Origin of the sequence: Bradyrhizobium sp. in8p8 (assembly GCF_000426845.1) — a bacterium.
GTDB classification, from domain to species: Bacteria; Pseudomonadota; Alphaproteobacteria; order Rhizobiales; family Xanthobacteraceae; genus Bradyrhizobium; species Bradyrhizobium japonicum_C.
In genome coordinates, this window is the sequence record NZ_AUGD01000003.1 from 32578 (window position 1) to 57382 (window position 24805).

General features: G+C 65.0%; 21 protein-coding genes. 8 read left to right on the plus strand and 13 right to left on the minus strand.

The features are described 5' to 3' along the window. The first annotated feature begins 7 nt into the window (after positions 1-7). From K408_RS0110235 to K408_RS0110255, 5 genes are all read left to right on the plus strand, one after another. The gene (locus K408_RS0110235) at positions 8-1330 is read left to right on the plus strand and encodes a murein hydrolase activator EnvC family protein (RefSeq protein WP_024338886.1); all 1323 of its coding nucleotides are present in this window, start codon (positions 8-10) and stop codon (positions 1328-1330) included. Continuing rightward, the gene (locus tag K408_RS0110240) at positions 1327-2688 is read left to right on the plus strand and encodes a S41 family peptidase (RefSeq protein WP_024338885.1); all 1362 of its coding nucleotides are present in this window, start codon (positions 1327-1329) and stop codon (positions 2686-2688) included. Before K408_RS0110235 ends, K408_RS0110240 begins: the two co-directional genes overlap by 4 nt. Positions 2689-2834: 146 nt before the next feature. Next, a complete protein-coding gene (locus tag K408_RS0110245) occupies positions 2835-4058 on the plus strand; it encodes a divergent polysaccharide deacetylase family protein (RefSeq protein WP_024338884.1) in 1224 nt (407 codons plus the stop codon). Between the two features lie 69 nt (positions 4059-4127). Next, positions 4128-4631: an RNA pyrophosphohydrolase gene (locus K408_RS0110250; protein WP_024338883.1), complete on the plus strand. Its 504-nt coding sequence runs from the start codon at positions 4128-4130 to the stop codon at positions 4629-4631. Positions 4632-4696: 65 nt separating this feature from the next. Beyond that, a complete protein-coding gene (locus K408_RS0110255) occupies positions 4697-5197 on the plus strand; it encodes an RNA pyrophosphohydrolase (protein ID WP_024338882.1) in 501 nt (166 codons plus the stop codon). A 184-nt stretch (positions 5198-5381) separates the two neighbouring features. Here the strand turns inward: K408_RS0110255 and K408_RS0110260 are convergent, their stop codons facing one another. From K408_RS0110260 to K408_RS0110280, 5 genes are all read right to left on the minus strand, one after another. Next, positions 5382-5789 carry a F0F1 ATP synthase subunit epsilon gene (locus K408_RS0110260; RefSeq protein WP_024338881.1) on the minus strand — a complete coding sequence of 136 codons (408 nt, stop codon included), beginning with the start codon at positions 5787-5789 and terminating at the stop codon, positions 5382-5384. An 86-nt stretch (positions 5790-5875) separates the two neighbouring features. Next, entirely contained in the window at positions 5876-7309 is a 1434-nt protein-coding gene (atpD, locus tag K408_RS0110265) for a F0F1 ATP synthase subunit beta (protein ID WP_024338880.1), read from the minus strand. A gap of 82 nt (positions 7310-7391) precedes the next feature. Next, positions 7392-8264 carry a F0F1 ATP synthase subunit gamma gene (locus tag K408_RS0110270; protein WP_024338879.1) on the minus strand — a complete coding sequence of 291 codons (873 nt, stop codon included), beginning with the start codon at positions 8262-8264 and terminating at the stop codon, positions 7392-7394. 148 nt (positions 8265-8412) lie between these two features. Beyond that, positions 8413-9942, minus strand: coding sequence for a F0F1 ATP synthase subunit alpha (gene atpA, locus K408_RS0110275; protein ID WP_024338878.1), 1530 nt, complete (start codon positions 9940-9942; stop codon positions 8413-8415). Further along, on the minus strand, positions 9942-10502 hold the full coding sequence (locus K408_RS0110280) for a F0F1 ATP synthase subunit delta (protein ID WP_024338877.1): 561 nt from the start codon (positions 10500-10502) through the stop codon (positions 9942-9944). The genes atpA and K408_RS0110280 overlap by 1 nt, the downstream gene beginning before the upstream one ends. A 660-nt stretch (positions 10503-11162) precedes the next feature. Here K408_RS0110280 and K408_RS0110285 point away from each other — a divergent pair. Then, positions 11163-11654 (plus strand): septal ring lytic transglycosylase RlpA family protein, encoded by a 492-nt coding sequence (locus tag K408_RS0110285; protein ID WP_024338876.1) that lies wholly within the window; start codon positions 11163-11165, stop codon positions 11652-11654. Between the two features lie 264 nt (positions 11655-11918). Here the strand turns inward: K408_RS0110285 and K408_RS0110290 are convergent, their stop codons facing one another. Further along, complete coding sequence (locus K408_RS0110290; protein ID WP_024338875.1) at positions 11919-14126, minus strand: primosomal protein N'; 2208 nt, start codon at positions 14124-14126, stop codon at positions 11919-11921. Between the two features lie 111 nt (positions 14127-14237). Here K408_RS0110290 and K408_RS0110295 point away from each other — a divergent pair, with 111 nt between their 5' ends. Continuing rightward, the gene (locus K408_RS0110295) at positions 14238-15203 is read left to right on the plus strand and encodes a tyrosine recombinase XerC (RefSeq protein WP_024338874.1); all 966 of its coding nucleotides are present in this window, start codon (positions 14238-14240) and stop codon (positions 15201-15203) included. An 82-nt stretch (positions 15204-15285) separates the two neighbouring features. Then, positions 15286-15876, plus strand: coding sequence for a DUF4337 domain-containing protein (locus K408_RS0110300; protein WP_024338873.1), 591 nt, complete (start codon positions 15286-15288; stop codon positions 15874-15876). 119 nt (positions 15877-15995) lie between these two features. On the opposite strand, the gene K408_RS0110305 is transcribed toward K408_RS0110300, so the two are convergent. The 7 genes from K408_RS0110305 to K408_RS0110335 form a co-directional block, all read right to left on the minus strand. Further along, positions 15996-16526 (minus strand): hypothetical protein, encoded by a 531-nt coding sequence (locus K408_RS0110305; protein WP_024338872.1) that lies wholly within the window; start codon positions 16524-16526, stop codon positions 15996-15998. A 34-nt stretch (positions 16527-16560) separates the two neighbouring features. Further along, complete coding sequence (gene lpdA, locus K408_RS0110310) at positions 16561-17961, minus strand: dihydrolipoyl dehydrogenase (protein ID WP_024338871.1); 1401 nt, start codon at positions 17959-17961, stop codon at positions 16561-16563. A 57-nt stretch (positions 17962-18018) separates the two neighbouring features. After that, positions 18019-18780, minus strand: coding sequence for an SDR family oxidoreductase (locus tag K408_RS0110315; RefSeq protein WP_029674025.1), 762 nt, complete (start codon positions 18778-18780; stop codon positions 18019-18021). Between the two features lie 52 nt (positions 18781-18832). Further along, on the minus strand, positions 18833-20077 hold the full coding sequence (odhB, locus tag K408_RS0110320; protein WP_024338869.1) for a 2-oxoglutarate dehydrogenase complex dihydrolipoyllysine-residue succinyltransferase: 1245 nt from the start codon (positions 20075-20077) through the stop codon (positions 18833-18835). 177 nt (positions 20078-20254) lie between these two features. After that, entirely contained in the window at positions 20255-23224 is a 2970-nt protein-coding gene (locus tag K408_RS0110325; RefSeq protein ID WP_024338868.1) for a 2-oxoglutarate dehydrogenase E1 component, read from the minus strand. Between the two features lie 136 nt (positions 23225-23360). Further along, complete coding sequence (sucD, locus tag K408_RS0110330) at positions 23361-24245, minus strand: succinate--CoA ligase subunit alpha (protein ID WP_024338867.1); 885 nt, start codon at positions 24243-24245, stop codon at positions 23361-23363. Further along, on the minus strand, positions 24245-24766 hold the full coding sequence (locus tag K408_RS0110335) for a hypothetical protein (protein ID WP_155248375.1): 522 nt from the start codon (positions 24764-24766) through the stop codon (positions 24245-24247). The genes sucD and K408_RS0110335 overlap by 1 nt, the downstream gene beginning before the upstream one ends. Positions 24767-24805 lie beyond the last annotated feature (39 nt).

Consider the following 24805-nt stretch of genomic DNA (forward strand, 5'->3'; position numbering starts at 1 on the left):
CGAGACGATGCGAGCGCCGCTCCTCAACCTGTTGCTGATCACAAGCCTTGCCGGCGCAAGCCTGGCGCAAGCTCAGACGGCGGCGCCCCCGCAGACCGCGGCGATTTCGCCCGAAGCGATCAAGCAGCGCGAGCAGGAGCTCGAGGCCGCGCGCGCCAGGCAGAAGAGCGCGGAAGAAGCGCAGGCCAAGCTCAAGGCAGAGATCGCCGCGCTCGGCCAGGACCGCAGCCAGCTCAATCAGCAGCTGATCGAGACCGCCGCCAATGTTCGCGCTGTGGAAACCAAGATCGATGAGGCCGAAGCGCGATTGGGCGCGCTGAATGCCCGGGAGCAACAGATGCGCGCCTCGCTCGATTCGCGCCGCGCCGACATCGTCGAGGTGCTGGCGGCCCTGCAGCGCGCCGGAAGGCGCACGCCGCCGGCGCTGCTGGTGCGCCCCGAAGATGCGCTGCAATCGCTGCGCACGGCGATGCTGCTCGGCGCCGTCGTGCCGGAATTGCGAGGGCGAGCCGAGAAGATCGCGGCCGAGCTCGGGGAGCTCGTCGCCTTGCGCAAGACCATTGCCACCGAGCGCGACCAGCTCGCCTCCGATCGCGACAAGGTCCGCAACGACCAGACCCGGCTCACGGCTCTGGTCGACGAACGGCAGCGCCAGCAGGCGGCACGCGAAAAGGATCTCGATGCCGAGAAGTCGCGCGCCATCATGCTTTCAAAACAGGTCGGTGATCTCCAGGGACTGATCACCAGGATGGAGCAGGACCTGCAAAGCGCCGCCAAGGCCGCTGAGAAGGCGGCTGAGGCCGCCAGGCAGGCCGAGGCAAAAGCGGCCGCCAGCGCCAAGTCCGGTCCGGCCGCTTTCAAGGACCGCTCCCGCACCACCCCGGCGATCGCCTTCGCCTCCGCCAAGGGCCTGCTGCCGCTTCCGGTTAACGGTAACAAGATCAGGGATTTTGGCGGTTCCGACGGGGTCGGTGGGGTCCAGAAGGGAATTTCGCTGGCCACCAGGCCCGGCTCCCAGGTCACGACGCCGTGTGACGGCTGGGTTGTCTATGCCGGGCCCTTCCGCAGCTATGGACAACTCTTGATCCTCAATGCCGGTGGCGGGTATCATGTCCTGATCGCTGGGATGGAGCGCATTTCGGTCAACATCGGACAGTTTGTGCTCACGGGGGAGCCGGTCGCGACCATGGGGTCGACTTCGCAAGTCGCCTCCATTCTCGCCACGAACGCGAGTCAACCTGTGCTGTATGTCGAGTTCCGCAAGGACGGCACTCCAATCGATCCAGGCCCATGGTGGGCCACAAATGAAGGCGAGAAGGTTCGCGGATGATGCGCAAGACTTCAGTAATCCTCCTCAGCGCCGCCACCGGTGCAGCGCTGACGCTGTTCGTGACCCAGCCCCGCGCGGTGTTCATGGGCTCCAGCGCGCGAGCCGCCACTGCCGACACTTATCGCCAGCTCAACCTGTTCGGCGACGTCTTCGAGCGGGTGCGCTCCGACTATGTCGAGAAGCCCGACGACACCAAGCTGATCGAATCCGCCATCAGCGGCATGCTCACCGGCCTCGATCCGCATTCGAGCTACATGGACGCCAAGAGCTTCCGTGACATGCAGGTGCAGACCCGCGGTGAGTTCGGCGGCCTCGGCATCGAGGTCACGATGGAGGATGGCCTGATCAAGGTGGTCTCGCCCATCGACGATACACCGGCATCGCGCGCCGGCGTCATGGCCAACGACATCATCACCAACCTCGACGACGAGGCGGTGCAGGGCCTGACCCTGAACCAGGCGGTCGAGAAGATGCGCGGTCCGGTCAACACAAAGATCAAGCTCAAGATCATCCGCAAGGGCCAGGACAATCCGATCGACGTCACGCTCGTGCGCGACAACATCCGCGTCCGGTCGGTGCGCGCGCGCGTCGAGCAGGACGATATCGGCTACATCCGTATCACCACCTTCAACGAGCAGACCACCGAAGGCCTGAAGCGGGAGATCGGCAACCTCACGAACCAGATCGGCGGCGACAAGCTCAAGGGCTTCATCATCGACCTGCGCAACAATCCGGGCGGCCTGCTGGAGGAAGCGGTCACCGTTTCCGATTCCTTCCTGGAGAAAGGTGAGATCGTCTCGACCCGCGGCCGCAACGCCGAGGAGACCCAGCGCCGCACCGCGCATGCGGGCGACCTGACCAAGGGCAAGCCGGTCATCGTGCTGGTCAACGGCGGCTCGGCCTCGGCGTCGGAAATCGTCGCCGGCGCACTGCAGGACCACAAGCGCGCGACCATCGTCGGCACGCGCTCGTTCGGCAAGGGCTCGGTTCAGACCATCATCCCGCTCGGAAGCGGCAACGGCGCGCTGCGGCTGACCACGGCGCGCTACTACACGCCGTCGGGCAAGTCGATCCAGGCCAAGGGCATCGTGCCCGACATCGAAGTGCTGCAGGACGTGCCGGACGAGCTGAAGTCCCGCACCGACACCAAGGGCGAGGCTTCGCTGCGCGGCCATCTCAAGAACGACGGCGACGAGAAGACCGGTTCGCAGTCCTACGTCCCGCCGGATGCCAAGGACGACAAGGCGCTCAAGCTCGCCGGCGACCTGCTCCACGGCATCAAGAACAGCGCCTCGGCGGCGCCCGCGCCCGGCAGCGACAACAAGGCGACGACCGACAAGCCCAAAGCGGCCAACTAAATCGGCGCATTGATACGATCTGGCAGAGGGCGGCTTGCTGAAGCCGCCCTTTTTGCTTGGGAACTCCTGAAGCCTCCGGCCTATCCCGGCCTGCCGCCGCTTGACCTTGGCGTGGTATCGTCGGCTGGAGTGATTCGGGATCTCACATGACTGAAACGGCCGATGATCTGAGCGCCCCGCTCGGACAGGACAAGCCGCGCCGGAAGCGCCGGCTGCGGCTGCCGTTCACGGCCATGCAGTTGCTTGCCGTCCTGCTCGGCCTGTTCCTGGTTACCTTCGCCGGCTTCGCCATCTTCAACAAGGATCCGCTCGGCGGCGAGCCGATGACCCGGATCGCGATCAAGCCGACGGACAAGGCTGCCGACGAGAGGCCCGCAGCCGCAAGCCATGGTTCGGATGCCAAACACGACGGCAAGCCCGACACCAAGGAGGTGCCGAAGCAGGCCGGCGAGCAAAAGACCATCACCATGATCGACGGCTCGACCGGCGCCCGCCACGACGTGGTGATTGGAGCCGGCGAGAGCGGCAGCGACAAGGGTGGTACGGCTTCCGCACCGCCGCCCGTCATGGCCGGGATCAACCCGAAGCTGCTGGAGAAGTCTCGCTACGGCATGATCCCCGTCGTGGCTGACGGGCTGAAGCCGTACAACGTCTATGCAGCCGACGCCGACCGCGCCAAGGCTGCCACCATGCCGGTGGTCGCGATCGTGATTGGCGGCCTCGGGGTCGGCGCGGCCAAGACCAATGATGCCATCATGAGGCTGCCGCCCGCGGTGACGCTGGCCTTCACGCCTTATGGCGCCGACCCCGGCAAGCTCGCCGAGCGCGCCCGCGCGCAGCGTCATGAGATCTTCCTCCAGATCCCGATGGAGCCCTACGACTTCCCCGACAACGATCCGGGGCCGCAGACGCTGCTGACCTCGCTCAGCGCCGACCAGAACATGGACCGCCTGCACTGGCACCTGAGCCGGTTGCAGGGCTATGCCGGTCTCGCCAATTTCATGGGCGCCCGCTTCATCGCGACCGAACCGGCAATGCAGCCGATCATGCGCGAGGCCGCCAAACGGGGCCTCGGCTTCTTCGACGACGGCTCCTCGCCCCGCAGCATCGCCTCCCAAGCCGCGGCGAACCAGGCCATGCCGTTCGGCAAGGGCGATATCGCGATCGACGTGGTGCCGACCCCGACCGAGATCGACCGCGCTCTGAACAAGCTCGAATCGACCGCGCGCGAGCGGGGCATCGCCGTCGGCACGGCCTCCGCCCTGCCCGTCTCAATCGAGCGCATCGGCGCCTGGACCAAGACACTGAGCGACCGAGGTATCCTTTTGGTGCCATTGACAACCGCGATGCTGAAATCAAAATCCAGCTAAATCAACGAATTGGTACGGTACGGCTCCCCGCGGGCCGCCGGACCTCAGGCATGCGAGAGGTCTGGCGGAATGGCGCGTTACGAGGATCTGCCCTACCGGACCTGCGTCGGCGTGATGCTGATCAATCCAAAGGGACTGGTGTTCATCGGCCGCCGCGCCGGCGGCATCGAGCATGTCGACGACACCCATGTCTGGCAGATGCCGCAAGGCGGCGTCGATCCTGGCGAGGACACCTGGGAAGCCGCCAAGCGCGAGCTTTATGAGGAGACGAGCGTACGCTCGGTCGAGCGGCTCGGCGAGGTCCCCGACTGGCTCATCTACGACATCCCCCGCACGGTCGCCGGACGCGCCTGGAAGGGCCGCTATCGCGGCCAGCGCCAGAAATGGTACGCGGTGCGCTTCACCGGCGAGGACAGCGAGATCAACGTCGAGCATCCCGGCGGCGGCCACAAGGCCGAATTCGTGAGCTGGCGCTGGGAGCCGATGAAAAATCTCCCGGAACTGATCATTCCGTTCAAGCGTCCGGTCTATGAGCGCGTGGTGAAGGAATTTTCTGCGCTGGCAGGTCAATAGTCTCTATGGTCGTCCCGGCAAGATGCGAAGCATCGCCTCGGAATGACGACGAGAGACACTAGCAAGTGACCAACGAAAAGCCCTACCGCCCCAACGTGGGCATCGCGCTGTTCAATACCGAGGGCCGCGTGCTGATCGGCCATCGCTTCAAGGGCGACGGGCCGGAAATCATCCTGCCGGGCCTCGACTGGCAGATGCCGCAAGGCGGCGTCGACGAGGGCGAGAATCTGCGCGACGCCGCGATGCGCGAGCTCTGGGAGGAGACCAGCGTGGTCAGCGCGGACTACCTCGGCGAGACCGGCTGGCTCACCTACGAGTTCCCGCCTTACGACGGACCGCAGACGCACCGGCTGGCGAAGTTCCGCGGGCAGCGTCAAAAGTGGTTCGCACTGCGCTTCACCGGCAAGGACGACGAGATCGATCCGCTGACGCCGCGCAACGGCCAGCCGGCGGAATTCGACGACTGGCGCTGGGAGCGCCTGGATCGCGTCGCCGACATCGTGGTGCCGTTCCGCCGCGAGGTCTATCAGGCCGTGGCGCAGCAGTTTGCAGCCTTCGCAGACTAACTCGCGAAAACATCCCCATGCACAGTAGCGAAGTGTTTGGCAGGACGAGACAAATGGACGGCGCGGCGTAAGCGTCGCAGCTGCGTCGATCGCCTGGCAAGATTTCAGCGCCCGCCACTTCCGTGACGAGCGCTGAACCAGGTCAGGAATCTGTAGCTTGAGCCCCGGAGCAGTGCCCCGGGGCTTAGTGCATAGCCGTCGCGTTGAGCTGGTGCTGGATGCTCTTGAAGTGGTCGAGCCGCTCGATGGCCTGATCGAGCTCGTCGCCCTCGTGCTCCTTGAGGCTTTCTTCCATCTCCGCGATCGTCTCTGCGAACTGCGCACGGTCGAGCTCGGCGAGCGACGTCGCGACGTCGGCAAGCACGGTCAGGCCGCTCTCGGAGACTTCGGCGATGCCGCCGAGCACGATGATCTTCTCGTGCTTGCCGCCGGTGGTGACGGTGAGAATGCCGGGCCGGATCGCAGCCACGAGCGGCGCATGTCCCGCCAGCACGCCGAAATCACCTTCGACGCCGGGGATGTCGACCTGATCGACCTCACCCGAGAAGGCGAGCTTTTCCGGAGAGACGAGATCGAAGTGGAAGGTGGCCATGGAGAACCTGCGAATACGAATGGCGAATAGCGAGTGGCGGGCAGGAGCAGCGTATGATTCGCGGCTCCCTGTTCGCCATTCGCCTCTTAAGCCGCTTCAGCGGCCAGCTTCTTGCCCTTCTCGACCGCCTCTTCGATGGTGCCGACCATGTAGAAGGCGGCTTCCGGCAGGTGGTCGTACTTGCCTTCCACCAGGCCCTTGAAGCCCTTGATGGTGTCGGCGAGGTCGACGAACTTGCCCGGCGAACCCGTGAAGATTTCGGCGACGTGGAACGGCTGCGACATGAAGCGCTCGACCTTGCGGGCGCGGGCCACGGTCAGCTTGTCCTCTTCCGAAAGCTCGTCCATGCCGAGAATGGCGATGATGTCCTGCAGCGCCTTGTAGCGCTGCAGCACCTGCTGGACCTGACGGGCGACCGCGTAGTGCTCCTCGCCGACGACCAGCGGGGAGAGCATGCGCGAGGTCGAGTCGAGCGGGTCCACCGCCGGATAGATGCCCTTTTCGGCGATCGAGCGCGACAGCGTCGTGGTCGCGTCAAGATGCGCGAACGAGGTCGCCGGCGCCGGGTCGGTCAAGTCGTCGGCCGGGACGTAGATGGCCTGCACCGAGGTGATCGAACCCTTCTGCGTGGTGGTGATGCGCTCCTGCAGCGCGCCCATGTCGGTCGCGAGCGTCGGCTGATAACCCACCGCCGAAGGAATACGGCCCAGCAGCGCCGACACTTCCGAGCCGGCCTGGGTGAAGCGGAAGATGTTGTCGACGAAGAACAGCACGTCCTGGCCCTTGTCGCGGAAATCTTCCGCGATGGTCAGGCCGGTGAGCGCGACGCGGGCGCGGGCGCCCGGGGGCTCGTTCATCTGGCCGAACACCAGCGCGCACTTCGACTTCACGTTCGGATCCGGGTTGTGCGGATCGGCGTTGACCTTGGACTCGATGAACTCGTGATAGAGGTCGTTGCCCTCGCGGGTACGCTCGCCGACGCCGGCGAACACCGAGTAGCCGCCGTGCGCCTTCGCGACGTTGTTGATCAGCTCCTGAATCAGCACAGTCTTGCCGACGCCGGCGCCGCCGAACAGGCCGATCTTGCCGCCCTTGGCATAGGGCGCGAGAAGGTCGACCACCTTGATGCCGGTGACGAGAATTTCGGCTTCGGTCGACTGGTCGGTGTAGCTCGGCGCTTCCTGGTGGATGGCGCGCAGGCCTTCCGACTTGACCGGACCGGCTTCGTCGATCGGCTCGCCGATGACGTTGATGATGCGGCCGAGCGTGCCCTCGCCGACGGGAACGCGGATCGGAGCGCCGGTGTCGGTCACTTCCTGGCCGCGGACGAGGCCCTCGGTGGTGTCCATCGCGATCGTACGCACGGTAGATTCGCCGAGATGCTGGGCGACTTCGAGCACCAGGCGATTGCCGCCGTTCTTGGTCTCGAGCGAATTGAGAATGGCCGGGAGGTGGCCTTCGAACTGCACGTCGACGACGGCGCCGATGACCTGGGTGACGCGACCGACCTGGGCTGCCATTGAATGTCTCCTTCGATCCGAACTTCTAGACCACGGTCAGCGTGACCGGGATGTTGCGTGTGGTGGTACTGAAGCGCCTTGGTCAGACGGCTTCGGCACCCGAGATGATTTCGATCAGTTCCTTGGTGATCTGCGCCTGACGCGTGCGGTTGTAGACCAGCGTCTGCTTGCGGATCATTTCGCCGGCGTTGCGCGTCGCGTTGTCCATCGCGCTCATCTGCGCGCCGTAGAACGAGGCGTTGTTCTCGAGCAGCGCGCGGAAGATCTGTACTGCGAGGTTGCGCGGCAAGAGGCGGGTGAGGATCTCGTCCTCTTCCGGCTCGTATTCGTAGGAGGTGGTATTGGCGGCAGCGCCCTCCTCGACCACCAGCGGGATCACCTGCTGCGCGGTCGGAATCTGCGCGATCACCGACTTGAAGCGCGAATAGAACAGCGTGCAGACGTCGAACTCGCCGGCCTCGAAACGGGCCAGCACCTTCTTGGCGATCTCCTCGGCATTGACGAAGCCGAGCTGGCGGACGCTGCGCAGGTCCATGTGCTCGACGATCTGCTTATCGAACTGGCGACGCAGCTGCTCGTAGCCCTTGCGGCCGACGCAGAAGAACTTCACGTCCTTGCCCTGCGCCATCAGCGCCAGAGCGCGCTCGCGGGCGAGACGCACGATCGATGAGTTGAAGGCTCCGGAGAGGCCGCGCTCGCCGGTGCAGACCAGCAGCAGGTGGACCTGGTCCCGGCCGGTGCCGGCCAGCAGGACTGGCGCGCCGGGCGAGCCGACAGCGGCGCTGGCGATATTCGAGATCACCGCGCTCATCTTGTCGGCATAGGGACGCGCCGCTTCCGCAGCGGTCTGTGCACGGCGCAGCTTCGATGCTGCGACCATCTGCATGGCCTTGGTGATCTTTTGCGTCGCCTTGGTGGAGGCGATGCGGACGCGCATGTCTTTAAGTGACGCCATTCTTCGTTCACCCCGGCGGTTCGATCCTCGCGATCAAGCCGCTAGCCAATCCCAGTCGATACATGGCCGGGCTCGTCCCGGCCGTCCACGCGCTGCCGCGTGGAGAGGAATAGTTTGATGCCCGGGACAAGCCCGGGCACGAAGACTCTTACGCGAAGCTCTTCGCAAAACCTTCGACCACCGACTTCAGCTTGGCGGCGGTTTCGTCGGTAAGATCGCGGGTGTCGCGGATCGCGTTGAGGATGTCGACATGCTTGCCGCGCAGCAGCGAGAGCAGGCCGTCTTCGAACGCGCGCACCTTGTTGATCGGGAGCGGATCGAGATAGCCGTTGGTGCCGGCCCAGATCACGCAGACCTGCTCTTCCATCTTCAGCGGCGAGAACTGCGGCTGCTTCAGGAGCTCGGTGAGGCGAGAACCGCGATTGAGCAGGCGCTGGGTCGAGGCGTCGAGGTCGGAACCGAACTGCGCGAACGCCGCCATTTCGCGATATTGTGCGAGTTCGCCCTTGATCTTGCCGGCGACCTTCTTGGTGGCCTTGGTCTGCGCCGAGGAGCCGACGCGCGACACCGACAGACCGACGTTCACCGCGGGACGGATACCCTGGAAGAACAAGTCGGTTTCCAGGAAGATCTGGCCATCGGTGATCGAGATGACGTTGGTCGGAATGTAGGCCGACACGTCGTTGGCCTGGGTTTCGATGACCGGCAGCGCCGTCAGCGAGCCCGAGCCCATGTCCTTGTTCAGCTTCGCCGCGCGCTCGAGCAGGCGGGAGTGCAGATAGAACACGTCGCCGGGATAGGCTTCGCGGCCCGGCGGGCGGCGCAGCAGCAGCGACATCTGGCGGTATGCGACGGCCTGCTTGGAGAGATCGTCATAGATGATGACCGCGTGCATGCCGTTGTCGCGGAAATACTCGCCCATGGTGCAGCCGGTGAAGGGCGCGATGTACTGCATCGGCGCCGGATCCGAGGCGGTGGCGGCGACGACGATCGAGTATTCGAGCGCACCCTGCTCTTCCAGCACCTTCACGAACTGGGCGACGGTCGAACGCTTCTGGCCGACCGCGACATAGACGCAGTACAGCTTGATGTTCTCGTCGGGCTGCGCGTTGAGCGGCTTCTGGTTCAGGATGGTGTCGAGCGCGATCGCGGTCTTGCCGGTCTGGCGGTCGCCGATGATCAACTCGCGCTGGCCGCGGCCGATCGGGATCAGGGCATCGATCGCCTTGAGGCCGGTGGCCATCGGCTCGTTCACCGACTTGCGCGGGATGATGCCGGGCGCCTTGACGTCGACGCGCATGCGCTTCTCGGCCTGGATCGGACCCTTGCCGTCGATCGGGTTGCCGAGCGCGTCGACGACACGGCCGAGCAGGCCCTTGCCGACCGGCGCGTCCACGATGGCGCGGGTGCGCTTGACGGTCTGGCCTTCCTTGATCTCGCGGTCGGCACCGAAAATGACGACGCCGACGTTGTCGGTTTCGAGGTTCAGCGCCATGCCGCGGGTGCCGTTCTCGAACTCGACCATTTCACCGGCCTGGACGTTGTCCAGACCGTAGACGCGGGCGATACCGTCGCCGACGGACAGCACCTGTCCGACTTCGGAGACTTCAGCTTCCTGGCCGAAATTCTTGATCTGGTCCTTGAGGATCGCGGAAATTTCCGCGGCGCGGATGTCCATCAGCCTGCCTCTTTCATCGCGTGCTTGATCGAATTGAGTTTGGTGCGAAGCGAACCATCCACCATGCGGCTGCCCAGCTTGACGACGAGGCCACCGATGATCGAGGGATCGACTTTCACGTTCAGCGCGACGTCCTTGCCGGTCACCGACTTCAGGGCAACCTTGAGGGCATCGAGATTCTTGTCAGAGAGCGCTTCCGCCACGGTGACGTCGGCCGTCGTCTCGCCTTTGAACTTGGCGACGAGCGCGCGGTAGTCGCGGATGATGTCGGCCACCGCGAACAGACGGCGATTGGCGGTCAGCACCTTGAGGAAGTTGGCGGAGATGCCGGCGATACCTGCCTTGGCCAGTACGGCCGACAGGGCCCTGGACTGGGTGTCGGCCGCGAAAACCGGGCTGCGGACGAGGCGCTTGAGATCAGCACTCTCGTTCAGCAAGGCACCGAATTTGTCGAGATCGGCCTTGACCTCGTCGACCACTTTCTGGTCGCGCGCCAATTCGAACAAGGCCGTTGCATAACGGCCGGACACACCTGAAACGGACGTATCTTCTGCAGCCACAGACGCGCTCTTTTTGCTGTCAAACTCGCAAGGGAAAAACCGTCGCCACGAAGCGGCGCCTAGCGATCCAAGCCCTTGGAATTCAAGCGGGACTTCGATTTTCGACCGGCACGGGAGGTGCCGGGCTCGTTAAAATCGCGGCTTTGCTAACATAGCAGGTGCGCAGGTGCAACATGACGCCAGATTAAAGGCACGAGGTTCTGTCGTCAGTTCGTCGCAGCCAATGCCGCATCCGAAGGCGACGCTGCGAGACGTGACCGATTACATCTCACGGCGCGGAAATTTCGATCGGCCCACGCCCCAATCTCCTGCATTGGTTCCTGCCTCCAGCGCATAGCGGCCATGAACACGGATCGCTGAGCCGTGAATCCGAGCACGTTGGTTCCGCGCGCCGAATACTTACCAATTTCTGAACAGCGGCGACGATGACTTCGCTCTACAGTAAGAATAAGTAATCGCTAGGTTAATAATTCGTTAAAGCGAAAGATTACGGAACATCGGCTGAATATCGGCTCCGAGTAACAAGATGTTTCGTGGTGACACATAGCGGATTTACTGCCCAATTCACGCCGCATTGGGAATCGAAACGCGAACCCGCTCACAAACTGATGGGGGCTCCACTAGCCACATATGTGGCAATACTAGCTTAGGGACCACTAAATGCTGTCTTTGAAGACGCTGGGCTCTGTGACCCGGCCGCGTACGGCTATTGCTTTCGTTGCCGCAACTCTCCTCGTCGGTGGAACTGCCACCGAAGCTTCCGCCAAATCTCGGCGTCACCATCACCGCCACCACGCCCAGACCCATACCAATGCGACCTCCGACTGGCGCAACGCCAATGCGTCGATGACGCCGACCTCCGGCACCGGCCGCAGCTTCTCCGGCGTGGCTTCCTATTATGGAAACGAATCCGGCAGCCGGACCGCGTCGGGCCAGCGCTTCAACCAGAACGCCATGACGGCGGCACACCGTTCGCTGCCGTTCGGCACCAAGCTGCGTGTCACCCATGGCAGCCAGAGCGTCATCGTGACCATCAATGATCGTGGCCCGTTCATTCGCGGCCGCGTGCTCGACCTCTCCACGGGCGCCGCCCGTGCCATCGGCCTCACCAGCCGCGGCGTGGGCCGCGTCACGGCGGAAGTCATCTCCTGACGGCGCGTTAGAGCGCTCATCTCACACGCGCAGTTTTCATCAGTTTGTTGCGCGCACGAACAAGCCCGCGGTCTTGGGGGACCGCGGGCTTTTTTGTTTGGTCATGATGCACTCTCTCCACCTCGTCATTGCGAGCCAACGGTCCGCGCAGGGCGCGGCCCGATGACAGGCTCCGCGAAGCAATCCAGGCTGGTTCCGCGGAGGGACCCTGGACTGCTTCGTCGCTTCGCCCTCGCACTGACGTGGAGAGAGAGTGCGCAGCCTTTACAAGAAGCTCTGCGGATCGACGTCCACTTCGAGCTTCAGATTGCCCGTCGGCTTCGGGCAGACCGCCAGCCAGGTCCGCAGGTAGTCGGACAAATCGAACCCGCGCGCCGACTTCAACAGGATGCGAAAGCGATAGCGGCCCTTGATCACCGCGAGCGGGGCCTCTGCCGGACCGAGCACCACGACGCGCTCGTCGCGCGGGGCGAGCGTCACGAGCTTGCGGCCAAAGCCTTCCGCGCTCGGGCGGTCGCCGGCCGAGATGATGAGGCTCGCGAGCCGGCCGAACGGCGGATAGAGCGTCTTCTCGCGCAGCTCGATCTCGCTGTCGTAGAAGGCCTCGCGGTCGCAGGCGACCAGCGCCTTCATCACGGGATGATCGGGCTGATGGGTCTGGAGATAGCCGACGCCGCGGCCCTGCTCGCGTCCGGCGCGGCCAATCACCTGGTTCAGCAATTGCCAGGTCCGCTCCGCCGCGCGGGGATCGCCGTTGCTGAGACCGAGATCCGCATCGACGACGCCGACCAGATTGAGCCGCGGGAAATTGTGACCCTTTGCCACGAGCTGGGTGCCGATGATGATGTCGACGCGGCCCTCCGCGATCTCGGTGAGCTCCGAGCGCATCGTCTCGATCGAGGTGATGAGATCGCTCGACAGCAGCATGGTGCGCGCTTCCGGGAACAGCGCTGCCGCCTCCTCCTGCAGGCGCTCGACGCCGGGCCCGACCGCAACCAGCGATTCCTCGGCCGAGCAGTTCGGGCAGATATGCGGGCGCGGCATCGAGAAGCCGCAGTGGTGACAGACCAAGCGCTGGCGAAAGCGATGATCGACCAGCCAGGCGTCGCAGATGGTACAGGCGAAGCGATGGCCGCAGGCACGGCACAGCGTCAGCGGCGCATAGCCGCGGCGATTCAGGAAGAGCAGCGCCTGCTCGCGGCGCTCGATCGCAACTCTCATCTCCCCGGCGAGCCGCGGCGAGATGAAGCGGCCGCGCGCGGGCGGCTCGCGGCGCAGATCGATGGCCTCGATATGCGGCATGTGCTGGCCGCCGAAGCGCGAGGGCAGCGCGATGCGCTGATAGCGGTTCTTGCGCGCGTTGACCTCGGACTCGACCGATGGCGTCGCTGACGCCAGCACGACCGGAATCCTGGCGATATGCCCGCGCACCACCGCCATATCGCGAGCGTGGTAATGCACGCCCTCGTCCTGCTTGTAGGCCTGGTCGTGCTCCTCGTCGACGACGATGAGCCCGAGATCGGCATAGGGCAGGAACAGTGCCGAGCGCGCGCCGACCACGACCGGCGCAGTCCCGCCGGAGATCGCCGCCCAATTGCGCGCGCGGGTGCGCGGCGTCAGCTCCGAATGCCATTCGATCGGGCGCACGCCGAAACGCTGCGCGAAGCGATCGAGGAACTGGCCGGTGAGGGCGATCTCCGGCATCAGGATCAGCGCTTGCTTGCCGCGACGGATCACCTCGGCCACGGCTTCGAAGTAGACCTCGGTCTTGCCCGACCCGGTCACGCCATCGAGCAGCGCGACGTGGAACGTGCCGTTGGCCGCGAGCGCGCGCATCGTGTCGACGGCAGTGCGCTGGAGCGGCGTGAAATCCGGCCGGCCGAATTCCGGATCGGGCGCCGGAGGCGGCGGAGGCGGCGGCATCGGCTCGACCGTGAGCGTGCCTTCATCGACGAGGCCGTCGATGACGCCAGCGGACACGCCCGCCTCCCTCGCCGCCTCGGACTTTGCGTGCAGCAGCCGGTCCGACAGCAGCGCGATCACGCGCTGCCGTGCAGGCGTCAGCCGCTTCGGGGGATCGCCGGTGAGGCGTACGCCGGCGCGCGCCCGCTCAGGGCCGAGGTTCTCGCCCATGCGCAGGCACATGCGCAGCACCATGCCGCGCGGGCTCAGCGTGTAATTGGCGACCCAGTCGACCACCGAGCGCAGCTCGGGCTTGAGCGGCGGGATATCGAGCTTCTCGCTGACCTCCTTGAGGCGGTTGTGCAGGCGCGGATCGGGATTGGCGTTTTCTCCCCAGACCACCGCCAGCACCTCGCGCGGCCCGAGCGGCACGCCGACGAGGTCGCCCGCCTTCAGCTCCATCCCGCGCGGCACCTTGTAGGAATAGGTCTGGTCGAGCGCGACCGGCACCAGCACGTCGACCATGCGGGTCGCGTTGGCGGAGGTGGGGCTGCGCGGTGTGTGATCCATGGATGGAGAATCGGAACTCGGGGTCTTGAGGCTAGCGCCCTGAGCCGGCCTTAGCGAACGATAAACGAGTGGGATGCGATATACTGTACGGAATCACCACGTCCAGAGCGCATGAGCAAAGCGGCCGCCCCACAGATCGAGCTCGCCAGCGCCGATCCCTCGATCGCGCAGGAGATGGCGCGCTGGCTCTCGCATCTCGGTGCCGAGCGGCGGCTGTCGCCGAAGACGCTGGAGGCCTATGGCCGCGACCTGCGGCAGTGCCTGGATTTTCTCAGCAATCATTGGGGCGAGCGCGTCACCCTCGAGCGCTTCGCGAGGCTGGAAGCCACCGACGTGCGTGCCTTCATGGCGATGCGCAGGGCCGACGACATTGCCGGCCGCTCGCTGATGCGCGCGCTGGCGGGCCTGCGCTCGTTCGGACGTTTCCTGGAGCGCGAAGGCAAGGGCAAGGTCGGCGCGTTGTCTGCGATCCGCGCGCCAAAAGTCGCAAAGAGCCTGCCAAAGCCGCTGCCGATGGCCTCGGCCAAACGTCTTGCCGATGCCGACGAGCGCGCCGGCGAGGAACGCGAGACCTGGATCCTGGCGCGCGATGCTGCGGTGATGGCGCTGCTGTACGGCTCGGGCCTGCGCATCTCCGAAGCGCTCGGCCTGAAGCGCCGCGAGGTGCCGCGCCCCGGCGAAGGCGACGTGCTGGTCGTCACCGGGAAAGGCAACAAGACCCGCATGGTGCCGGTGCTGCAGAACGTGCTCGCACTGGTGCAGGAGTACGTTTCGATGTGCCCTTACCCGCTGCCGGCGGAAGGCCCGATCTTCGTCGGCGCGCGTGGCGGCCCCTTGAGCCCGCGCATCATCCAGCTTGCGATGGAGCGGCTGCGCGGCGCGCTTGGACTTCCCGACAGCGCCACGCCGCACGCACTCCGGCACTCCTTCGCCACACATCTGCTCTCGCGCGGCGGCGACTTGCGCGCCATCCAGGAACTGCTCGGCCATTCCTCGCTCTCCACCACGCAGATCTACACCGGCATCGATTCCGAGCGGCTGCTCGAAGTCTATGCGAGCGCACATCCGCGGCGCTGACACACTGACGTCATAACTTCCTTGCCTCTTGCGAAGGCCGCGCGGTTGGTTCAATCGTGGGGAACCGAGGCAGGAGGGATTTATGGGCGCACACGAAAGCATGGAGCACGCCGAGCACGCCGAACACGCGTCCGGCTCGAACAAGAAGATCGCGCTCCTGATCGCCGTGCTGGCGCTGTTTCTGGCGATCTCGGAGACGCTCGGCAAAGGCGCCCAGACCGAATCGATCAGCAAGAACGTCGAAGCCGCCAACCTGTGGGCGTTCTTCCAGGCCAAGAGCATCCGCCGCACCGTGATGCTGACTGCTGCCGAGCAGGGCAGGCTGACGCTGGCGGGCACGGCCGACGATGCCATGAAGGCGACGGTGCAGAAACAGATCGATGACTGGACCAAGACCGCGCAGCGCTACCGCTCCGAGCCCGAGACCGGCGAAGGCACCGAGCAGCTCGCCGCGAAGGCCAAGCACGCCGAGCACGCGCGCGACGAGGCGACAGCCAAATACCACCATTTCGAGCTGGCATCGGCAGCCTTCCAGATCGGAATCGTGCTGGCGTCGGCCACCATCATCACCGGCATGCTGGCGCTGGCCTATGTCAGCGGGGTGCTGACGATCGCCGGCCTGATCATGACCGCGCTCGGCCTGTGGTGGCCGCATCTGTTGCACTTGCACTAGGGAGCGGAGATCGCTGTCCTCTCGGCGTCATTGCGAGGAGCGAAGCGACGAAGCAAGTTTCTGGATTGCTTCGCTTCGCTCGCAATGACGGAAGAACCAGATAAGCCCACTCAATAAGCTCACCGCGCCTGGTGCACGCTCCTGCGGAAACGCTGGACCATGCGCAGCGTGCGATAGGACCACCCCTCGCCGTTGCCGGCGATCAGCTCGCGGATGCGCCGCTTGATCGGGTCAACCAGCTCGGCAGCCTTGGCACGCACCTTCAGCACCAGAACGTAGATTCGCTCGAACCAGTGCATCTCCAGAAGCTTGGCGCGGGTCACGTCGAACACGAAGGCGGTGACGCCGACACCGACCAGCTTTGCGAACACGATCATGAAGAACGCGCTGGTCCAGTATTCGTGGGCAAGCAGCCAGAGGCCGACCAGCTTGAGCGGAAACAGCGGAACGACGGGGACCGCGAACACGATCAGCGTCATGGCTGGCGACAATGCATTGACGCGCTCCGTCAGCCATTGCTTGAAGCGCGCCAGCGGGATCGCTGCGACGACCCGGGCGACGATCGGCTCGAGATGGTCCCACAGCCAAGCTTCGATCAGGAAGATGATCGCAAGCAGAACCCAGACCGGTTGAAGCAGGCGGCGCAGCATATGTTTCCCGCCCGGTTCGGTGCTGGGCGCGCGGTTACATATGGATGGCCCGCTTGCCGACTGCAAGCGCGGCTTCCTTGACGGCTTCCGAGCGGGTCGGGTGCGCATGACAGGTGCGTGCGAGATCTTCCGCACTGCCGCCAAACTCCATGAGAACACAGGCTTCATGGATCATTTCGCCGGCTTCGCGACCGATAATGTGCACGCCGAGCACGCGATCGGTCTTCGCATCTGCGAGGATCTTCACAAAGCCGTCAGTGGTCTGGTTGACCTTGGAGCGGCCGTTGGCGGTGAACGGAAACTTGCCGACCGTATAGGCCACGCCTGCCTGCTTCAGCTCTTCTTCGGTCTTGCCGACGGAGGACACTTCCGGCGTCGTGTACACGACGCCGGGAATGACGTCGTAGTTCACGTGACCGGCCTGCCCTGCGATGATCTCCGCCACCGCAACGCCCTCGTCCTCGGCCTTGTGCGCCAGCATCGGGCCTGCGACGACGTCGCCGATGGCATAGATGCCCTTCACGCTGGTGGCGAAATGCGCGTCGATCTGCACGCGGCCGCGCGCATCGAGCGCGACGCCGGCTTCCTTCAGGCCGAGACCCTCGGTGTAGGGTACGCGGCCGATGCAGACGAGCACGACGTCGGCTTCCAGAGTCTCGGCGTTACCGCCGGCGGCGGGCTCGACCGTCGCCTTCAGCGTCTTGCCGGAGGTGTCGACCGCGGTGACCTTGGCGCCGAGCTTGAACGCAAAGCCCTGCTTTTCCAAAATGCGCTGGAACTGCTTGGCGATCTCGCCGTCCATGCCGGGCAGGATGCGGTCGAGGAATTCGACCACGACGACCTCGGCGCCCAGGCGATGCCAGACCGAGCCGAGCTCGAGACCGATCACGCCGGCGCCGACGATCAGCAGCTTGCCGGGGACCTTGTCCAGCGACAGCGCGCCGGTCGAGGACACGATGCGCTTCTCGTCGATATCGATCCCCTTGAGGCGCGCGATGTCCGAACCGGTGGCAATGACGATGTTCTTCGTTTCGATCGCCTGCGACTTGCCGTCGGCGGAGACTTCCACCTTGCCGGTGCCCAAGATCTTGCCGGTGCCCTTGAGCACGTCGATCTTGTTCTTCTTCATCAGGAACTCGACGCCCTTGACGTTGCCGTCGATGCCCTGCTGCTTGAAGTTCATCATCGCCGGCAGATCGAGCTTCGGCGCGGAAACGCTCACGCCCATCTTGGCGAAGGAATGGCCGGCTTCCTCGAACATCTCGGATGCGTGCAGCAGCGCCTTGGAGGGCATGCAGCCGACATTGAGGCAGGTGCCGCCCAGCGTTGCATTCTTTTCGACCACGGCGACTTTCATGCCGAGCTGAGCTGCACGCACCGCGCAAACATAACCGCCCGGTCCGGTGCCGATGACGACGAGATCGTAGGTAGCCATGAGAGAAAGTCCCGTAAGGTTAGGCGTGATGAGGATGTGTCAGCGTCCGCCGGCGCATCAGCGTCCGCCGGACACATCGAGAATGGCCGAGGTGACGTAGGAGGCCTCGTCCGAGATCAGCCAGACGATGGCATTGGCGATCTCGTCGGCGGTGCCGACGCGCTTCATCGGCACCATGTGGGCCAGGCGATGGGCGCGGTCGGGCTCGCCGCCGGCGGCGTGGATCTCGGTGTCGATCAGGCCGGGACGGATCGCGGCGACGCGAATGCCTTCGTTCGCGACCTCATGACCGAGGCCGACGGTGAAGGAATCCACCGCGCCCTTGGATGCGGCGTAATCGACATAGGTGTTGGGGGCGCCGAGGCGGGCTGCGACAGACGAGAGGTTGACGATGACGCCGCCCTTGCCACCGTGCCTGGTCGACATCCGCTTGATGGCCTCGCGCGCGCAGAGGATAGAGCCGGTGACGTTGACTGCCATCACGCGCTGGATGCGCTCGGCCGACATCTCGTCGACCCGCACGCCGCTCTTGCCGACGATGCCGCCATTGTTGACGAGCGCCCCGAGCGTGCCGAACTTGTCGGCTTCCTTGAACAGGTTGAGGATATCGCTTTCCTCGGCGACATCGCATTTCACCGCGATGGCCTTGCCGTTGCTGGCCGCGATCTGCGCGACCACCTCGTCGGCGGCCTGCTTGTTGCTGGCGTAGCCGACCACGACGCGGTAGCCGCGCGCGGCCGCCGCAATCGCGGTCGCCCGCCCGATGCCGCGGCTGCCGCCGGTGATGACAACGACTTTATCCGTCACGCGCGCCTCCATGGTTCGACCCGCGCCGTCGCGAATGGCGACGGCGCTTGCAGAGCTCTAGGGATCAGAGATCGAGCACCAGCCGCGCCGGATCTTCCAGGCTCTCCTTGACGCGGACCAGGAAGGTGACGGCTTCCTTGCCGTCGATGACGCGGTGATCGTAGGACAGCGCCAGATACATCATCGGGCGCACCTCGATCTTGCCGCCGACGACCATCGGCCGCTCCTGGATCTTGTGCATGCCGAGGATGCCGGATTGCGGCGCGTTCAGGATCGGGGTGGACATCAGCGAGCCGTAGATGCCGCCATTGGTGAGGGTGAAGGTGCCGCCCTGCATCTCGTCGATCTTGAGCTGGCCGTCACGGGCGCGGCGGCCGAAATCGGCGATGCTCTTCTCGATGTCGGAGATCGACTTGTGGTCGCAATCGCGCACGACGGGGACCACGAGGCCCTTGTCGGTGCCGACGGCGACGCCGATGTGGTAATAGTTCTTGTAGATCAGGTCGGTGCCGTCGATCTCGGCGTTGACAGCCGGAATGTCCTTGAGCGCCTGCACGACGGCCTTGGTGAAGAAGCCCATGAAGCCGAGCTTGGCGCCGTGCTTCTTCTCGAACGCGTCCTTGTAGTGCGCGCGCAGCGCCATGACGTTGGTCATGTCGACCTCGTTGAAGGTCGTGAGCATGGCGGCGGTGTTCTGCACGTCCTTGAGGCGGCGCGCGATGGTCTGGCGCAGGCGGGTCATCTTGACGCGCTCTTCGCGGGCGGCGTCATCGGCCGGCGACGGCGCGCGGACCTGCACGGCGGCGGCGGGCTGGTTGACCGGGGTCGGCGCAGAGGCGGCGCGCTCGATCGCAGCCAGCATGTCGCCCTTGGTGACGCGGCCGTCCTTGCCGGAGCCGGGAACTGTCGAAGCGTCGATGCCGGTCTCGGCCGAGAGCTTGCGCACGGACGGGGCGAGCGGCGCATCGGCGGGCGGCGCCTTCGGCGCAGCGGCGGCAACAGCCGGTGCTGCAGCGGCGGGCGCCGGCGCGGCGGCAGGCTTGGCAGGCGCGGCGGCGGGCTTGGCTGCACCGGCACCCTCGGTGATCTGGCCGAGCAGTGCACCGACCGCAACGGTCGCGCCATCGGCAGCGATGATCTCGCTCAGCGTGCCCGCGGAGGGCGCGGGGACTTCGATGGTGACCTTGTCGGTCTCGAGCTCCACCAGGGGCTCGTCGACGGCGACGGGATCGCCGGCCTTCTTGAACCAGCGGCCGATGGTGGCCTCGGTGACGGATTCGCCGAGCGTCGGCACACGAATTTCAGTCATGGTCTTTTCCTTAAGGGATCGCCAATGCGGTCGTGAATTTCAGGTGTCATCGGCCGGCGAAAAAGGCAGGCCATCCAGCGAGCGGGGCGTTCGCATCACGAGAACGCCACGACCTACCGGATGCCCCGCTCCGGTGCGCGGCGCGCACGAGGCGGGGCATGACGCAGTCCAAAAAGTTCAGCTCAGTGCTTCGTCCAGGAACGCCTTCAACTGCGCCTGATGCTTGGACATCAGACCCGTTGCGGTCGCGGCGGAGGCAGCGCGGCCGACATAACGCGGACGCCGGCTCGCACCGTTCACCTGGTTGAGCACCCATTCCAGATAAGGCTCGATGAAGTGCCAGGCGCCCATGTTGCGGGGCTCCTCCTGGCACCACACCACTTCGGCCTTCTTGAAGCGCGACAGCTCGGCCACCAGCGCCTTCAGCGGCACGGGGTAAAGCTGCTCGATGCGCATCAGATAGATGTCGTCGATGCCACGCTTCTCGCGCTCCTCGTAGAGGTCGTAATAGACCTTGCCGGAGCACAGCACGATGCGGCGGATCTTCTCGTCGGGGACGAGCTTGATCGCCTCGTTCGGCAGCATCTGGGCGTCATCATAGAGGATGCGGTGGAAGGTCGTGCCCTTCGCCAGCTCCTCGAGACGCGACACCGCCCGCTTGTGACGCAGCAGCGACTTCGGCGTCATCATGATCAGCGGCTTGCGGATCTCGCGGTGCAGCTGCCGGCGCAGCACATGGAAGTAGTTGGCCGGCGTGGTCGGGTAGACCACCTGGATGTTGTCTTCCGCGCACATCTGCAGGAAGCGCTCGAGGCGCGCCGAGGAGTGCTCCGGTCCCTGGCCCTCGTAGCCGTGCGGCAGGAGGCAGACGAGGCCGGACATGCGCAGCCATTTGCGCTCGCCCGAGGAGATGAACTGGTCGAACACGACCTGCGCGCCGTTGGCGAAGTCGCCGAACTGGGCTTCCCACAGCGTCAGCGTGTTCGGCTCGGCGAGCGAATAGCCGTATTCGAAGCCGAGCACGGCTTCTTCCGACAGCAGCGAGTTGATGACCTCGTAATGGCCCTGCTCGTTGCCGAGATGGTTGAAGGGCGTGTAGCGGCTCTCGTCCTCCTGGTCGATCAAGACCGAATGGCGCTGCGAGAACGTGCCGCGTTCCGAATCCTGTCCGGACAGGCGGACGTGGTGGTTTTCGTTGAGCAGCGAGCAGAACGCCAGTGCCTCGCCGGTCGCCCAGTCGATGCCGTTGCCGCTCTCGATCGCCTTGGCGCGGTTATCGAGGAAGCGCTGAATGGTGCGGTGGACGCGGAAGCCGTCCGGCACCTTGGTGATCTTGCGGCCGATGTCTTTCAGGATCGGCAGGTCGACGCCGGTGACCCCGCGGCGCGCATCCTCTTCCTGGTCGGCGATCTTGAAGCCCGCCCACTTGCCGTCGAGCCAGTCGGCCTTGTTGGGCTTGTAGGAGGTGCCGGCCTCGAACTCGGCATCGAGCCGGGCGCGCCAGTCGGCCTTCAGCTTGTCGACCTCGCCCTCGGTGACGACGCCTTCGGCGATCAGGCGCTTGGAGTAGAGCGTGAGGGTCGAGGGATGGGCCGCGATGCGCTTGTACATCACCGGTTGGGTGAACGCGGGCTCGTCGCCCTCGTTGTGGCCGTAGCGGCGATAGCACCACATGTCGATGACGACTGGCTTGTGGAACTTCTGTCGGAATTCGGTCGCGACCTTGGCCGCGAACACGACGGCCTCCGGGTCGTCGCCGTTGACGTGGAAGATCGGCGCGTCGATCATCTTCGCCACATCCGACGGATAGGGCGAGGAGCGCGAGTAACGCGGATAGGTGGTGAAGCCGATCTGGTTGTTGACGATGAAGTGCACCGAGCCGCCGGTGCGGTAGCCCTTCAGGTCGGACAGGCCGAAGCATTCGGCGACCACGCCCTGGCCTGCGAACGCGGCGTCGCCGTGCATCAGCAGCGGCATCACGGAGATGCGCATGTCCGGAGGATCGCCGTGCTGGTCCTGCTTCGCACGCACCTTGCCGAGCACCACGGGATCGACGATCTCGAGATGCGAGGGGTTGGCGGTCAGCGACAGATGGATGCGGTTGCCGTCGAACTCCCGGTCCGAGGAGGCGCCGAGGTGATATTTGACGTCGCCCGAGCCTTCGACCGCGTCTGGATTGGCCGAGCCGCCCTTGAACTCGTGGAACAGGGCGCGGTGCGCCTTACCCATCACCTGCGTCAGCACGTTGAGGCGGCCGCGATGCGGCATGCCCAGCACGATCTCCTTCACGCCGAGATTGCCGCCGCGCTTGATAATCTGCTCCAGCGCGGGGATCAGGGCTTCGCCGCCGTCGAGGCCGAAGCGCTTGGTGCCGGTGAACTTGGTGTCGCAGAACTTTTCGAAGCCCTCGGCTTCGACCAACTTCTGCAGGATCGCGCGGCGCCCTTCGCGGGTGAACGAGATCTCCTTGTCCGGTCCCTCGATGCGCTCCTGGATCCAGGCCTTTTGCGCGGCGTTGCTGATATGCATGAACTCGACGCCGAGCGTCTGGCAGTAGGTGCGCTCGCAGATCGCGGTGATCTCGCGCAGCGTGCCGTATTCGAGACCGAGCACGTGATCGAGGAAGATCTTGCGGTCGAAATCGGCCTCGGTGAAGCCGTAGGTGCGCGGATCGAGCTCTTCGCGGTTGCGTGGGGCTTCGATGCCGAGCGGATCGAGCTTGGCATGGAAGTGGCCGCGCATGCGGTAGGAGCGGATCAGCATCAGGGCGCGGACGGAGTCGCGCGTGGCCTGGAGCAGGTCGGCAGAGGAGAAGTCGGCGCCCTTCTCGCTTCCCTTCGCCTGCGCCCTGGCGGCGATCTTGGCACCGACCGCCTTCTCGACCTCGGCCCAATTGCCGTCGAGGGCGGAGGTCAGATCATCCTGCGGCGTCAGGGGCCAGTTGTCGCGCTCCCAGGACGGACCTTCCGCGTTCTTGCTGATGTCGGCGGGCGCGTCGTTCAGGCTCTTGAAGAACTCCTGCCACTCGGGATCGACCGAAGACGGGTTCTTCTCGTAGCGGGCGTAGATTTCGTCAATGTAGGTGGCGTTTGTGCCCTGCAAAAAGGATGACAAGGCAAAGGCTGCGTTCGCGTCCTGGCGAGACATATGGAGTTCCTGGCGATTTAGGTTCGCGCATAACAAACGGCGCTGGCGCCGAGCTCCCCGGCAGAGGCTCGGCGCGACAGGCACCCTTTACCCTATTTGCTGCGAAACTTCGCCCGGAAAAGCACGAAGAACTGAATTAGCCTTTCAACTTTTCGGCAAGCGTGTGGCCGAGCCGCGCGGGCGACGGGGACACTGTAATCCCTGCCGATTTCATCGCCTCGGTCTTGGAGCCGGCATCACCCTTGCCGCCCGAGATGATCGCGCCGGCATGGCCCATGCGGCGGCCGGGAGGGGCGGTCACACCGGCAATGAAGCCGACCATCGGCTTCTTGCGCCCGCGCTTGGCCTCGTCCTTGAGGAACTGGGCGGCGTCCTCCTCGGCGGAGCCGCCGATTTCGCCGATCATGATGATCGATTCGGTCTTGGGATCGGCAAGCAGCATTTCCAGCACGTCGATGAATTCCGTGCCCTTGACCGGGTCGCCGCCGATGCCGACCGCGGTGGTCTGGCCGAGACCTTCCTGCGAGGTCTGGAACACGGCTTCATAGGTCAGGGTGCCGGAGCGGGAGACGATGCCGACCGAGCCGGTCTTGAAGATGTTGGCCGGCATGATGCCGATCTTGCACTCGCCGGCGGTCATGACGCCCGGGCAATTCGGCCCGATCAGGCGGGACTTGGAGCCGAGCAGCGAGCGCTTCACCCGCACCATGTCGAGCACGGGGATGCCCTCGGTGATGCAGACGATCAGCGGGATCTCGGCATCGATGGCTTCGCAGATCGCATCCGCCGCGCCCGGCGGCGGCACGTAGATCACCGACGCGTCGGCGCCGGTCTTCTCACGCGCCTCGCGCACGGTGTCGAACACCGGCAGGCCCAGATGCGTCGAGCCGCCCTTCCCCGGCGAGGTGCCGCCGACCATCTTGGTGCCGTAGGCAATCGCGGCCTCGGAGTGGAAGGTGCCGTTCTTGCCGGTGAAGCCCTGGCAGATGACCTTGGTGTTCTTGTCGATCAGGATGGACATCAGTTACTTCCTCGGCTGACGGTGAGTGTGAAGGCCCCGGAGCGCTTGTTGTCCTGCAGGCCATATTGAAGAACGAATTTCATCGGTCGTCCCGAAATCGACTTTTCGCCACGGGTGATGACGGAGACGTCAAAGGACTGCGCAGTCGGTTGCGGCAGATCGAAGGCGGCTCGGAGGCGGGTCGCCAAGCTCGCCATGTCGTCGGCATAGGACACGAAGCGGCATTCCGTCACCGGCGCTCGCCTTGAAGACGCCGACACGATGAGAATGGTGCCGCCGCTGCCGAGCTTTCGCAGCCCGATCTGGCGCGCATACTTTCCGTCGTTGTCGGAATCATAATTGAAAGCGTCGTAAGGCATCTTCAGCGCGCGCTTGGCGAGGCCGTCCACGGTCTCCGAACCATTGACGCAGAGATCGTTGACGGCGTTGAACAGGACCTCATTTTCATCGGCGCCCGCCCTCGCCGCTGATACTGCGGCAGCAAGAGCCACTCCCGAAAGCAACGCGGCATTCGCTATCACGCGGCACCGTCCAGGTAGACGTTTGTCATCGACCCGCAC